Origin of the sequence: Novipirellula rosea (assembly GCF_039541335.1) — a bacterium.
Taxonomy (GTDB): Bacteria; Planctomycetota; Planctomycetia; order Pirellulales; family Pirellulaceae; genus Novipirellula; species Novipirellula rosea.
Genome location: NZ_BAABGA010000082.1, coordinates 229016 through 242753 on the forward strand (window position 1 = coordinate 229016; position 13738 = coordinate 242753).

13 protein-coding genes are annotated in these 13738 nt (G+C 54.0%); 9 read left to right on the forward strand and 4 right to left on the reverse strand.

Features of this window, described 5'->3' with window-relative positions; all coding sequences use genetic code 11:
• Positions 1 to 27: 27 nt before the first annotated feature.
• From ABD971_RS27890 to ABD971_RS27900, 3 genes are all read left to right on the forward strand, one after another.
• The gene (locus tag ABD971_RS27890; RefSeq protein WP_345327038.1) at positions 28 to 618 is read left to right on the forward strand and encodes an anthranilate synthase component II; all 591 of its coding nucleotides are present in this window, start codon (positions 28 to 30) and stop codon (positions 616 to 618) included.
• Positions 615 to 1268: a DUF447 domain-containing protein gene (locus ABD971_RS27895; RefSeq protein WP_345327039.1), complete on the forward strand. Its 654-nt coding sequence runs from the start codon at positions 615 to 617 to the stop codon at positions 1266 to 1268. Before ABD971_RS27890 ends, ABD971_RS27895 begins: the two co-directional genes overlap by 4 nt.
• Positions 1269 to 1366: 98 nt before the next feature.
• Entirely contained in the window at positions 1367 to 2311 is a 945-nt protein-coding gene (locus tag ABD971_RS27900) for a GHMP family kinase ATP-binding protein (RefSeq protein WP_345327040.1), read from the forward strand.
• Between the two features lie 43 nt (positions 2312 to 2354).
• Here the strand turns inward: ABD971_RS27900 and ABD971_RS27905 are convergent, their stop codons facing one another.
• A complete protein-coding gene (locus tag ABD971_RS27905; protein WP_339937521.1) occupies positions 2355 to 3305 on the reverse strand; it encodes a hypothetical protein in 951 nt (316 codons plus the stop codon).
• 22 nt (positions 3306 to 3327) lie between these two features.
• Complete coding sequence (locus ABD971_RS27910; RefSeq protein WP_339937650.1) at positions 3328 to 3855, reverse strand: hypothetical protein; 528 nt, start codon at positions 3853 to 3855, stop codon at positions 3328 to 3330.
• 178 nt (positions 3856 to 4033) lie between these two features.
• Here ABD971_RS27910 and ABD971_RS27915 point away from each other — a divergent pair, with 178 nt between their 5' ends.
• The 6 genes from ABD971_RS27915 to ABD971_RS27940 all read left to right on the forward strand — a co-directional run bounded on the left by ABD971_RS27915 (position 4034) and on the right by ABD971_RS27940 (position 9631).
• Complete coding sequence (locus tag ABD971_RS27915) at positions 4034 to 4510, forward strand: GNAT family N-acetyltransferase (protein ID WP_345327041.1); 477 nt, start codon at positions 4034 to 4036, stop codon at positions 4508 to 4510.
• 29 nt (positions 4511 to 4539) lie between these two features.
• Positions 4540 to 5016 (forward strand): tetratricopeptide repeat protein, encoded by a 477-nt coding sequence (locus ABD971_RS27920; RefSeq protein ID WP_345327042.1) that lies wholly within the window; start codon positions 4540 to 4542, stop codon positions 5014 to 5016.
• Positions 5017 to 5080: 64 nt separating this feature from the next.
• Positions 5081 to 5497 carry a hypothetical protein gene (locus ABD971_RS27925; protein ID WP_345327043.1) on the forward strand — a complete coding sequence of 139 codons (417 nt, stop codon included), beginning with the start codon at positions 5081 to 5083 and terminating at the stop codon, positions 5495 to 5497.
• A 10-nt stretch (positions 5498 to 5507) separates the two neighbouring features.
• A complete protein-coding gene (locus ABD971_RS27930) occupies positions 5508 to 6911 on the forward strand; it encodes a DEAD/DEAH box helicase family protein (RefSeq protein WP_345327044.1) in 1404 nt (467 codons plus the stop codon).
• Between the two features lie 9 nt (positions 6912 to 6920).
• Entirely contained in the window at positions 6921 to 8132 is a 1212-nt protein-coding gene (locus ABD971_RS27935; protein ID WP_345327045.1) for a DUF790 family protein, read from the forward strand.
• Between the two features lie 419 nt (positions 8133 to 8551).
• Complete coding sequence (locus ABD971_RS27940; protein WP_345327046.1) at positions 8552 to 9631, forward strand: leucine-rich repeat domain-containing protein; 1080 nt, start codon at positions 8552 to 8554, stop codon at positions 9629 to 9631.
• A 196-nt stretch (positions 9632 to 9827) separates the two neighbouring features.
• Here ABD971_RS27940 and ABD971_RS27945 read toward each other — a convergent pair whose 3' ends face one another.
• Both ABD971_RS27945 and ABD971_RS27950 read right to left on the reverse strand, forming a co-directional pair.
• Positions 9828 to 12122 (reverse strand): leucine-rich repeat domain-containing protein, encoded by a 2295-nt coding sequence (locus ABD971_RS27945; protein ID WP_345327047.1) that lies wholly within the window; start codon positions 12120 to 12122, stop codon positions 9828 to 9830.
• A 190-nt stretch (positions 12123 to 12312) separates the two neighbouring features.
• Positions 12313 to 13737, reverse strand: a complete 1425-nt coding sequence (locus ABD971_RS27950) for a DUF1501 domain-containing protein (protein WP_345327048.1) — start codon at positions 13735 to 13737, stop codon at positions 12313 to 12315.
• Position 13738 lies beyond the last annotated feature (1 nt).

Consider the following 13738-nt stretch of genomic DNA (forward strand, 5'->3'; position numbering starts at 1 on the left):
GGTCCGATCCCTTAGAAGCTGTATTGCATGATCTTATTGCTGGACAACTACGATTCCTTTGTCCACAACTTGGCCCGATACTTTCGCCAACTCGGCTGCGACACGCGTGTGATTCGCAGCGACGAGATTGATGTTCAAGGATGCCTGGAACTGGATCCCGAAGCGATCGTGATCTCGCCAGGCCCGAAAAGCCCCAAGGAAGCGGGCTGCTCGGTACCCGTGATCCGCGAACTGTCCTCGCAGATTCCGATGTTGGGTGTTTGTCTAGGGCATCAATCGATCGGTGTTGCCTTTGGTGGCATCGTGTTGCGATGTGGTCCCGAGCATGGCATCCAATCTTCGATCAAACACAATGGGCAAGGTATTTTTGAGCACCTTGCTTCACCGATGCTCGTCGGACGATACCACTCGTTGGCAATCGATCCAGATCATCTGCCCGACGATCTGGATGTGACCGCCCGCAGCGACGATGGGGTGATCATGGGGATCCAGCACCGCAGCCGACCGGTTTTTGGAGTCCAGTTTCATCCCGAGTCGATCTTGACCGACGAGGGCAGCCGTCTGCTCGAAAACTTTGTCACGATTGCTTCCAAACGGCGACGGGAATTGGCATTGTGATCTTGGAATCGATCGTTACGTCGACAAGTTCCGACAAACAAATCAACATTGCTCCGATGGGACCGATTGTCTCAGAATCGCTTGCTCATGGCGACGCCGAGGGGCAAACGATCCTGTTGCGTCCTTTCAACTCATCCCGCACGTATCAAAATTTGATGCAAACGCGGCGAGCCGTCGTCCACGTGACCGACAATGTTGATCTGTTTGCACGAGCCGCAGTGGGGCCGCTCGGTGACCAAGCGACGCTTCGGCAATGGGTACGCCCGCTCGAACAATTGCAGCGTGATCCATTGCAGTTCGATCCATCACCCGCCGATTCCTCCGCCTACTGGGTTCTGCGAGATTGTCATCGCTGGTTTGCGGTCGAGGTGGAATCGATAGACGACCATGACCCGCGAGCCGAGATGCAGTGCCGGGTTGTCCAATCAGGCATCGTTCGCCCGTTTTTTGGGTTCAACCGAGCTAAATATGCTGTGATCGAGGCCGCGATTCTGGCGACACGAACACACCTGATCGCGCAAGAGGAAGTCGAGGCGGATCTTCGCCGCCTGCAAATCTTGGTCGATAAGACCGGAGGCGCCGCCGAGACGGCGGCGTTCCAATTCCTCAGCCAAGCGATTTCGCAGCGGTACGCCGACATCGATCCCTGATCAAGCGTAGCCGCCGTGCCGTTTTCCAAGTTGGGCATTGGCAACCACTTGCTTCCCCCGTCTTGGAAGGCATACCGGGATGCTGGTATTGTGAGCACATGACATCTCAGCAGGTACGCGTGACCACAGGCTCACGACTTCATTTCGGTTTACTAGACACAGCGAAACCCTTCGGGGGTGTCGGTGTGATGATCGAGCATCCGATCACCGAAGTGATTGCGCGACGCGCCGACACGTTCCAAGGACCTGCGATTGCGGCTGAGCGGGTATTGGGGATTGCCGAGCGTTATCGCCAGCGATTTCATCTCGATGCGTTACCGGCTTGCCAGATCGAGATTGTCCGGCGTCCACCCGCTCATACGGGACTTGGCACGGGAACCCAGTTGGCGATGGCGGTGGCCGAGGCGATCAGCGAGCTACTGAACCCGAGCATGGTGGACGAGACGACTGCGTTTCGCATCGCCGATCGCGGACGCCGCTCCGCCGTCGGCATCCATGGCTATCGGCATGGCGGGCTGATCTACGAAGACGCCGACAACGCTGCGGAACTGAATCCGATCCGGCAACGAATCGACGTTCCTCGGCAGTGGTGTGTGGCGATCCTTCGCCCTATCCAAGAAACGATGACGATCAGTGGTGATGTGGAATTGGACCAATTCTCTAAACTTCCCGCGACGACATCCGCGCAGCGCGATCACTTTCGCGACCAGATCACCAGCCAATTGCTACCAGCCATACAAAACGGCGACTTCGATGCGTTCAGCGAAGCGGTGCACCGCTACAACCGCGACAGCGGGTTGCTTTTCGAATCGGTGCAAAACGGTCCCTACAATGGCACCGCCGTGTCATCGCTTGTTGATTTTCTAAGAAGCAATCGGGTCAAGGGAGTGGGGCAGAGCAGTTGGGGGCCATCGGTTTTTGCTTGGTTCGCGACACGAGAGAAAGCTCATCAATTCGTATCGAACGAAATCGACGAATCCAAGGTTCATGTGCTGCTAACGCATGCCAAAAACGAGCCGCGACAAATCGAGTCAACGTGTTGACGTGCCAACACGTTGACGTGATCCGCTGCGGTGATTCAACCGATTACCGCAGCGTTCCCCGCAGTGGCATCGCCATGTGATGATCCGCGGTGTACTCCGTCGGCGCGGTCGCCGCGGCGGCTGCGGCAGTCGCGGACAAGGTGGTCAAATCGACCATCTGAGACGCGTTCTGCGGCATTGTGAACAACTGGGGATCGCCACTTAGCAATTGATTCACCGCGTACGAACCAATCGTAATTTTCATCCGCAATGGTTGTCCCATCGCGGGCGTCAGATTCAGTTCGACTTGATGCGGCAAAGCACATTGGTGCTCGGCGTAGTAGCGATGATTGGTCGCGGTGCTTTGCGCGATCAAGCGATTGTCGGGGGCATACAAGAATTGGTTTGTCACGTAACCGGCCGAAGGTTCGATCAAGTAGACACGTTGATACAAACCGTCAGGCATTTGGATAACGCTGCGAATTTCCAACTTGCCGTCTTCGCGTTTGACGGGGCCGTTGACGACCGTCGCGGGATCCAATTGAACCAATCCCAAGCCGTCCATGATCCAAGTTGGATCGACAGGCAAAACCGCTCGCTGGAGCTGTTGGCGGTACTTCGCGTGCTCGGCGTAGTACAGCGTCTTGGACATCCCGATCCCCTCGGGAACTTCGAACCAAAACACCTCGTCATTGCTGCCCATGTCCATCCCGGCCCCCAGCACGATCGGCAAACTGGCTCGCAAGCGAAAGCGACGCTCACGCTGCAGACTTAAGGTAGCGCTGAGCTTCGGAATGTTGGGCATCGACAAGACTTCGACCGAGGCGGTGTTGGTCGACAACTGCTGGATCGAACTGGTGCGGTTCATAACCCCAGCCAATTCGTCCAAGCTGGGTGTCTCATTGAAGGCAACCGGAGGCGGTGGGAACGGTACCGGAGCCTCGCGGCGGGCGCAAGTCGCTCCACCCGAGACAAAACAAATCATCAACGTTCCGATCCACAGCCATGTTCGCATCCTTGCTTTTCTCCTGGGACCGTTACCGGGTTGATGTTTCGTCGTCGGCGCTAACCACATCGGCTTCGCAGTAAAGCAAATCGTTTAACTCGTCACGGATCGAGTCCGATTCGGCGCGGTTGATCTCGCAGGGCATCACATCGATCGTCGACTGATCGGCCAGCACTTCCAATCGCATCGCCCCCTCTTCGAGAGAATCATCGGCTGTGCCTTCCCAAGGACGCACCAGCCGTTTACGCATCAACATGATCGCCAGCAAGTAGCGTGTTTTCGCTTTGTCGGGAAAGTTACCCATTTGGCGTAACAGATCGATCAAGACCTCCGGCGGCGCCAGCACAAGCTTCTTTTCCGAAGCGGTGGGCATTCGGTTTTTCCACCATCCGATCGCGTCCTCTGGCGGCCCTTTCCAGCTTTCGGCCGAAAAGTCGCGACGGACGTAATCGTCCCCTGATTCCATCACGACCGAGTAATACCACTCGCCTTCGCGCAGCGGGCGGTGCAGCGAATGGCAATTTCGGGTACAGCGGCCGACGTGGTATTCGCCTAACATAGGAGCCAAGAAACAGAAGGAATTCGAGTAAAGGGGTCCGCGCATTGGAACCGTAGCACAATTCCATCCTAGCGTGAAAGACAGAATGTCGAGCCGGTTTTGACAGCAAAATTCATAGCAAACAGTCCAAATTCCAGCATCACAGGTTTGCTAGCACAGTGTTTTGACTGAGGAGCAAATGCAGCCTTCCATCACGATCCGCAAGGCGACGGCCGAGGATGCCGAAGCGGTGGCAACGGTGTTTCACGCTGCATTCGCTCCTTTGCGAGCGATCTATCGACCCAATTCCCAAACCGTCGCCAGCCAGTCCCTTCATCCGAAGGACGGAACACGGCTCGTCGCTGAGCTGGATCAGCAAGTCGTTGCGACGGTTCAATTCGACAGCCACGAAGGTTACTTGCATGTGATTGGGCTGGCCGTTCACCCCCACTTTCAACAAAAGGGCATCGCCCGTCGCCTGTTGAATTGGATCGCTTCGCATGCACGCTCCACCGCTCGCACTGCCATCGTTCTGGAGACGATTAAGGAAACCGGAAATGTTCCGGTCTTTGCGAAGCTGGGTTTTCTAATTACCCGCGAGCGAGTTACGAACCGTTTCGAGAGCGACATCTATCCAGAACTGCACGAAGTTAAGATGAAGCGGACAACTTCATAACCAATCGGGAAAGTCCTGCGTAAATTAGTATGAGCGCCGAATCATTTATCAAGACATTTCAGTTTTCGGGTTCGGGGGGACAACCTACCGAAGTTGATGTCGACAAAATTTTTGAAATGCTGCATGTGTATCCGGATTCCGCTCGATTGTGGAATCTTTGCGGCGACTCAATTCAACTATCCGATGGGGACCGCTATTCGCTCGATAACGCAAGAAAATGCTACGAAACCGCGATTCAGAGGTCACCAGACGATCCGGAGGCTTACGAATCACTGGGGTTCTGGCATGATATCGAAAATGACTTTGAAACATCCGCGAAATATTTCAGGCTCGCTATCCAACGAACGAAGTCCGATGTGCCCCGCCTTGGTCTTGCTCGTGTTCTCGCCCAACTTGGCCAGAAATCAGATGCGATGTCAGAACTGAATCATTGTTCGGATCAGCAATCAGTTGAATTGAAAATCCTGCAGGACGAAATCGCGAACGACTTGTGGTATCCTGAATGACCTTTTCTCAATTGTCGAATCGGCGTTGTTATCCGCCCCACCGCAATTTGCGAGGTAAGCATTCATGCACGAAGCCGAACCCGTTCAACAGTCTTTGCTGCACTGGATATTTGTCTCCCTTGGGCCAGCGTACCTCGTGCTGTTGCCTTTGGCAGCGTTTTTGAGCTTCGTTGTCGCGTTGATGATTGTGGTTCGCGGCAAGGGAGCCATGGCGGCTGCGGCACTCGTTCTGGTGGTTCACATCCCTTTGTTGGTCGGTCTGTTCGCAGCTTTCCAGGGTGCAATCTCTGCGTTTACCGTGATTGCAATGAGCAGTTCGGCGCCCAAACCTGCCGAGATTGCAGCGGGTTTCTCCACGGCACTGGTGGCTCCATTTATTAGCTTGCTATTGATGGTCCCCGGTTACTTAACCGCCGTCATCGGCGCAGTGGTTCGATCTCTCGTTGAATCACCGTCATCTGCGACGCACGCCAACCTATAATCTGTCAACCATGAACGCACTCGCTCCCGTTTCAGCCCCGACGCGGCTTGCGTTTCAGGAGGGGACGTTGACGCTCTCGGGCGTGGAAAAGCAGTTGGTCGAGCAATTGTGGAATGAACCGCTGTGGATGCACGACCCTCGCAGTGGCTGCTGGCGGACCGACGCGATGCATTACCGCGATGTGGTCGAGTGTTTACAAAACCGACTGGCGACAAAATGGTCGGACGACGTCGCACGCTGGACGCCGATTCGCTTTGCCACAGCAAAGCTGCACTCGTTGCGGCCAGACCAAAACGAGGCTCTGGATGCTTGGATGGAAACTCGACGCGGCGTCGTGGTGATGCCAACGGGGACGGGAAAAACCGAAGTGGCGCTACACGCGATCTGCCGCGTCAACACGAGTGTTTTAATCGTTTCCCCGGTGCGTGATTTGATGTACCAGTGGCACGACCGGATTCGCAATGCAACCGGGATCGACGCCGGGATCATTGGCGACGGCGTGCATCGCGTCAGCGCGGTTTCGGTGACCACGTACGACAGTGCAACGATCCACATGCCTCGATTAGGCAACCAATTCGAATTCATCATCTTTGACGAATGCCATCACTTGCCAGGGCCGATGCGTCAGGATGCCGCCCGCATGTCCGCGGCCCGCTATCGGCTCGGCTTGACCGCGACCCCCGAGCGACGTGACGGGGGACACGAATTGCTTAATGAGATCATCGGTCCGCGGGTCTATACGCAAGCGATCAAGGCCGCGCGAGGCAAGACGCTTGCGAATTACGACATCGTGCGGATGGCCGTGCACTTATCGAGTGATGAGCGAACTCGCTATGAATCGTTGGGTAATACGGTTCGCGAATTTGTTGCCGAGCGACGAAAAGACGACTCTTCCTACGATTGGCCGGCGCTATGCAGCGAAAGCGGTCATGACCCTGCCGCCCGTGCAGCGATGGTTGCCTTTCACGCCAAACGTTCCATCGAAGACCGAGCGGAAGAAAAACTGCGAGTCATCGAAGACCTGTTTCGACTTCATGCCGGCGAACCGGTGATCGTCTTCTGCGGTTCCAACGCAATGGCTCGCGACGTCTCGCTGCGTTTTTTGATCCCCTGTCTACTGAGTCATTGTCGCAAACGCGAACGACAAGAAATTTTGTCGGGATTGAAAGAAGGGCGTTACCCCGCGTTGGTCGTCAATCGAGTGTTGGACGAGGGAGTGGATTTACCCGAGGTCAACGTCGCGATCGTTGTCGGTGGCGGCAGCAGTACCCGCCAAGCACTGCAACGACTTGGACGCGTGGTACGCAAAAACCGCTTTGGCCGCGCCTGTTTCTACGAGATCGTGACCGCCGGGACGCGTGACGAAGTGCGGTCTCGTTCGCGTCGGCGTGACGACGCATTTCGCAAACATTGACCACGATTAATGTTGACCAAAGAACAAGCTCTGCTGGAGTACGATTTTTCGCGTCTGACGGTCGCCCCCGATCGGTTGACTCGCTCGACTCATGGACATTACCCGCGGCTCGCCGAGGAAATGCTGAAGATCTATCGCGAAAATGTCGGTGAAGTACGCAAGCATCTGCATGACCGCGTCCGACGTTCGCTGCAGGATGTCACGGATTGTCCAGCAAAACGAATTGCCGCGTTTTGCAAATTACTGGATGACGCGAGCGAGTTCCATCAGGACAAATCCGCTGCGTCTGCCAAACTCAGACAACGCGTGTTCTCGTTGGCGGCAACCAAACATCCGCTGGTGCAAACGCGTGACCAATTGTTTGACCACGACGAAGCGAATACGAAAGCGGAGATTGCAGCAGAACTTGGCAAAAGTTGGGCGGAGATCGAAGCCAGTCTGTTTGCTGATGTGATCGAGTTCCATCGACTTCGAAAGCCGCCCGAGGATCTCGATGCTGCAGGTTTACTGTCGCGTTACAACGTCGCGCAAACTCAGACGGCGGTTTACGGAGCATTGTCGATGACGGTTTGGGCCGACGACGATTTCAAGATGATCTTGCGTTACGCCAAGCTGGCGCGATTGATGCACTCGATCACGCGGCAAGGCGATCGCTATGTGTTTCAGTTGAACGGACCAGCGTCTCTGCTGCGTCAAACTCGCCGCTATGGCGTCGCATTCGCGCGGTTCTTGCCGGGATTGCTGGCAGCACGTGATTGGCGGATGCAAGCGACCGTGTTGGGACCTGCGAAGCGGCGATTTGCGCTGCGGCTGAGCAGTTCAGATGGACTGCGAAGCGAAGTACAACCGAACGATTTCGACAGCCAGCTGGAAGAAACGTTTTGGCGTCAGTGGAACAAACTGCAAGCAGAGAATCAAACCGACGGCTGGCGGCTCCGGCGTGAGGGCACGGTGCTGCACCAAGGCCAAACCGTGTTCACCCCCGACTTCTCGCTGAGCCATCCCGAGCATGGCGAAGTGCTGTTGGAAGTGATCGGATTTTGGACGCCGGAATATTTGAGCGAGAAAGTGATCCGGTTAAAACAGTTTCAGCACACTGCGAGGATCGTGCTGGCGATCAGCGAAAGCGTTGACCAGGCGATTCCCGATTTGGGAATGCCACGTGTCACCTTCAAAACGACGCTGAAGGTGAAGGACATTTTGCAGATATTGCCGCGTTGAACCGCTGCGACGCTGGCCTGGATAAAAAGAGGCCAGGAAGCAGTGCGAACGATAGCTTTAGGTTCTGACGGGAATTTGTTTGACTTGATATCTCGCTAAGCATACGATTCCGCTCACGCCACTCCTTGCCTCTTTGATGCAAACGCTTGTCGCATTAGTGCAAACGCCTGTCGCATCGATGCAAGCGTGTGCCTCATTCGTGCAAACGATCAGTATCGATCGACGTCTCTACTGACGAAGGATCCGTCCATAGGTGCGGACTTCGACCAGAGGCTTGGGGAAATCTCCAATGATTTTAGAGGAGTTTTGCACGATCAAAACTCGAAAGACGTTGTGCTTGGTGGCCTTCTTATCCATCACGGAGATTATCCATTATGACGAGATCGCCGATCTACGTATGGCGATGGCTGCCAATCTGTATGCTTGCCTTGCCGCTGAACATCAACGTCGTTGATGCCGAGGAACTGGCGGTGGTTGGATGGGCAACGTCGAGCGACGGGGAATTTGAAGAACATGCCGTTGAGGTGGGGCTAGAGAATGTTCCCGACGGTTTATTGGCGTCGCGCTATTACTTAGTCCAGGACATCGTCGCTCAGATTGTTGAAAAGGATGTCCACCCGCTGGAGGACACTGTCTCATTCTTGGCTCGGAATGTTTATAGCCTTGATTGGCGTTTCGCGGCAAGCTGTTTGGATTCGCTCGTGGATTTGGAGTACGAAGAGTTTCGATTTGGAATAGACAAACGAGGCAGACGATTGAATATCGTCGTGCACCGCGCTCTATCGAGGCTCGACGAACGCGCCAAAGCATTTGTTGAGCAATACAACGTAGGCGGGGCACGTTCCTATCCAGGTGTGTATGGAGTCGAGTTTACCGATCGAAAACTCGATCCTTTGTTACTGCTAAATCTGCGTTTGATTCGAGAACGAAATACCTTTGGAAGAGATGTCGAACATGGACTCGGCTCGGGATTACGGGTCTTGACCATACAAAACTCAGGTCTTAATGACTCTGACTTGTCGTTCCTCAATGGGTTACACGGTCTGACCTTGCTTGATGTAGGATTCAACCCGTTAGATGGCTCTGGTCTTGAGAATCTAGTCTTGCCCTCTCTGAGAGTATTGCGACTTGATGGATGCAAATTGAAACGCGAGGTCTTTACCTACGAGTTACTGCGCTCCGTTGAGTTGCTAGTCCTATTGCAAACGAATACCACGGACGAGCACATTTCTCTCCTTAGAGGATCGAAATTGACTGAACTTAATATTAGTGGGACTCTCGTTACGCCAAGTTGTTTTGAACTGCTAAGCGGGCTGGCAAACCTTCAGTCACTGGCTATTGACAGTGATTTGTTTATCAATTGTCCACTTGAGCAGATCTCGAAACTTGGAAAGCTGAAAAAACTAAGAATCAGCGGCGACCTTCCTCCCGATCGCTCTTTGGATATTCTCCAGAGTGCGCTTCCGAACGTCGAAATCAAGATGTCGAAATCAAGATAATGCACGGCAAGGAGAGAAACCGAAGGTCTCAGGAGTCATTGTTCGTATTTGAATCCTGACACCTTTGTTTTATCCAACTATCTTTCGCATGCTGCACCTGACGGTGTGTCACTGGATTCAGTGAGTGTTTGTATTTGCGGTACTACACCGAGTTGCTTGCGTTTACGAAGATGGTCGTGAAGCACTTGGCTGTAGATTAGTTGAGCTGAAGATTGGTATTGGGATGCTGTTCGCAAAACCGCTTGACTGCCGCTGGGCTGATCTCGCTGCGGCTTGCGTGAACGTATTTCAGATCTGTTAGTACGTTCAAATGCTCCAAACCGTCACCGCTCACTTTGGTGCCATTCAAGTAAATCCACTGCAGCTTGCTGAGTTTCGCCAGCGACTTCATCGCGTCATCGGTCACATCACTTTCTTGGAGTCCAATTTGAGTTAGATTTGGAAAGTACTTCGCAATCTTTGCGACGACTTCATCGCTCAAACTACCGCCTTGAAAGTGCAACCGATCGAGATTCAAGTGTCTAATCGATTCAAGGTCGCTATCGTCAAGCGTAATGCTACTCAAACTCAACTCGGTTAGACCTTTCGCTCTCGCTATGTGCTCCAAGACGTCACCGTTGATCCCCGGATTTTCCGAAAGCATAAGTTGCGTGAGCCCCTTCAGTTGACCGACTTCTCTCATAGCCAAATTGGACAATTCTGAGCAGTTCGACAGTACCAAGCATCGAAATTGGTCATGCGTCGCTAGCCCTTTACAAAGACGCTGCAAACCGTCGTCCGAAATCTGTGCCCGGCTTAGCGAGATTTTGGTCAAGAGAGGCATCGCGAGCAGGCCGTCGACGATTTGGTCAGTGATTTTATCGGATGTGATGGATATCTCTGAGACTGACTTATGATTCTCAAACGGCTCGAGAACTCGCGACGTTATCCCGGTCGATGCTATAACAAGCCCGGTCATTGACACATTTTTCAGTTGAGCGATCTCGTCATCCGTTGGATCGCCCCTCACAACAAAAACCTGACCTAGATTCGGCTCGGCATTGAGCAACTTGATTGCTTCGGCATCAATTTTTTCACGTACGTGCGCCGATTTTCCAAGTCTATTTGCGATCTCCGAAAAGTGAACGCTTGGCTGTTTCGGAGGGACAAACCGACCAAATTGCAACGTTTCTCCAATGTACTCGCGATTGAAGCGAATGCGCCGAGCATTTGGAAGAGCCGATAGCAAATCTTCCGCGCCTTTCTTTGTTACTTTCGTATCTTGAAGGCTGATCGAACTCAACAGCTCGTTTCCGTGCAAAGATTGAAGGCCTGTGTCGGTGATCGATCCGCCATAGATTGCTAGGCTTCGCATCGACTCGCTTTTTGCAAGAGCCGCTAAGCTGCTGTCACTGATGTCACAGCGGAATAGCGATATGGAAATGAAGTTTGCCTTGCTAACCGATATCCAGCTCCGTTCGGAGATACCTTTGCTGCCAGTGATCGATAGCGATGCCGGCATGGTGAGGCTAGCAAGATGTTCACATTGCTCATCAGTGAGGCCTTTCATCGATAGCGATAGCGTATTGACGCGTTGCAATTGGTTCAGCAACTCAATGCCTTGTTGACTGACGATAGGATCCGACAGACTAAGCGACGTCAGCTTGGGTAACTTGGTCAGGAGGCGTAAGTCTTTTTCGTCAATGCGTGTTTGCAGCGACAGCATTTGCAGACCGGGGAATTCGTAGATGGCGGCAACAAGTGCTTCGCTGATTTCGCGATCATGAAATGTTAGGGTGCGAATCGATCGACACTTCGCAAGCTGACTCATTCCATCATCGGTAATCGACGTGTGCTTCATCGTCAGATAGCTGAGCGCGGGAATCTCCAGCAGGTGCGGTATGACATCATCGGTAATCATCGGACCATCCAGGCTGACGGACGTCAGTGCTGGAAAGAACCTGAGCTGGCTTGCGGACTTACCATTCTTAATCCGCAAGAGAGTGATCGGAGCGTCGCCACGCTGAAAAATCCGCTCGCCAAATGACTCCAACTTCCTAATCGCGCGTTCTTGGTCGGTAAGGCTCAAGTCCTCGAATTGCTTGCGCGCGAACGCCGCAGTTTGGGTTGTCCCTTCGGCAACAATGCGTTTCAACGATTCTAGTACCGCTGGACGAAGTGACTTGTTCGCTCCAATCCGCGTCAAAGCTTCGACGCATCGAGCACCGGCTTCCACGTCATCTGTCAACGCTGCCGTCGTAAGTGGAGCAATTGCCGGATCTCCGCTTTCGATCAAGAATTCAAATGCTGCTTGTCGTTTCAGAAACTTGACACTATAAAGATCCGCGATCGCAGCTCGGATTGCGGGTTCTGATTGATTCTTATCCTGGGCGGCTTCAGTCGTTGGAGGCTGTGCATGCGAAGTCGCATACCATCCATCGGGTAGGCTGAAGCAACCAATCAATAACAGGTTAAGAAGTACGAACTTCTTAATCAAAATCGTCATACTCATTTTCATCATCGAACGCTCCCCATCACCGGTGATCGAAATTTGTCTGCGCCAAACCCAGTGGCGCAGCCTAAATATAGCGGAACGGCACACGCTCGTCTTGCAATCGATCACTTGGAGAAATCGAAGGTCTCAGGAGTCATTGCTTGTATTTGAATCCTGACACCTTTGTTTTATCAGGGCGTATGGTCGCTCACGTGGCGAAGGCTTCTCGGATCACCTCACCGCCTAGGACAGTGGGGATTTCTTCGCGATTGTTGTGCAGGTAGATGAGTTTGTGCTGGTCCAGTCCCAGGCCGTGCAGCATCGTGGCATGCAGGTCGTGCGGCGAGAGCGGGCGTTCGATGGGCACAAAGCCCAGTTCGTCCGTGGCCCCGATCACTTGCCCGCCCTTGATTCCGCCTCCCGCGAGCCACATTGTGTAGCCGGCGGGTGAATGATCGCGGCCACGTTTGTCGCCCGTTTGATTGCCTTCGGTCGTTGGCGTTCGCCCGAATTCGCCACCCCAAACGACCAACGTTTGCTCCAGTAAGTTGCGTTGTTTCAGGTCTTGCAACAAACCCGCAATGGGAAGATCCGTTGCACGGCAGCGGCCGATATGATTGCTCTTCAGTGAACCATGCGCATCCCAGCCCCCGTTTCGCAATTGAATAAAGCGGACACCTTGTTCCACCAGTCGCCGGGCCAACAAACAATGCCGCCCGAACACCGCACTGGGCTTCTGGTCGATCCCATACATCTTCTGAGTCGCTTCGGTTTCTCTGGATAGATCCAGGATTTCCGGTGCGTTCAGCTGCATCCGAAAGCCCAGTTCGTAAGATTCGATGCGGGCTTCGAGTTCACTGTTCGCGTTTTGCCGCCGGAGATGATGCTGGTTCATCAGGCGGATAAAGTCGAGCTGCTCGCGACGATCCGCCACGGAGTACAACTGGGGTAATTCCGAGTACGGGACGCCGCTTTGATCGTCCAATTGCGTGCCCTGGAATCGAGCCGGCAAAAAACCGCTGCCCCATCCCGGTCGCTGCGGTGCCGGTCCGCCCGAATTGGACGACAAGACAATAAACTCAGGCAGATCACGGGCTTCGCTGCCCAATCCGTACGTCACCCAGCCGCCCAAACTGGGCCGTTCCCCGAGTGACGATCCGGTCAACGTGAAATTCTCCGCTGGCCCATGAACCGGAATGCGATGGTTCAGCGAACGAATCACGCACAGATCATCGACATGGCGAGCGGTATGGGGAAGCAAATCGGAGACCTCAATCCCACTTTCGCCATACTTTTTAAACCCAAACGGCGACGCCATCAATTTGGATCCCACGCCCGAGCGAGGGATGTTAGGAACATTCGCCCCGATACTGTCCGGCACATACTCACCTTCCATTGCTGACAGCTGAGGCTTGGGGTCAAAGGTGTCCATATGCCCGGGACCGCCCGACATGAACAAGAAGATCACGTTCTTGACCGTGGACGGAAAATGCGGCTGTTGCGAACCAAGCTTGGCGTCGGCGGCGGTCGCTGACTCTTCCTGCAGCAGCGTGTTCAAGGCGATCGATCCCAGGCCGATGCCCGCAGACCCGAGGAATGTTCGTCGATCTTGGCTAATGGGGTTGATAATCATT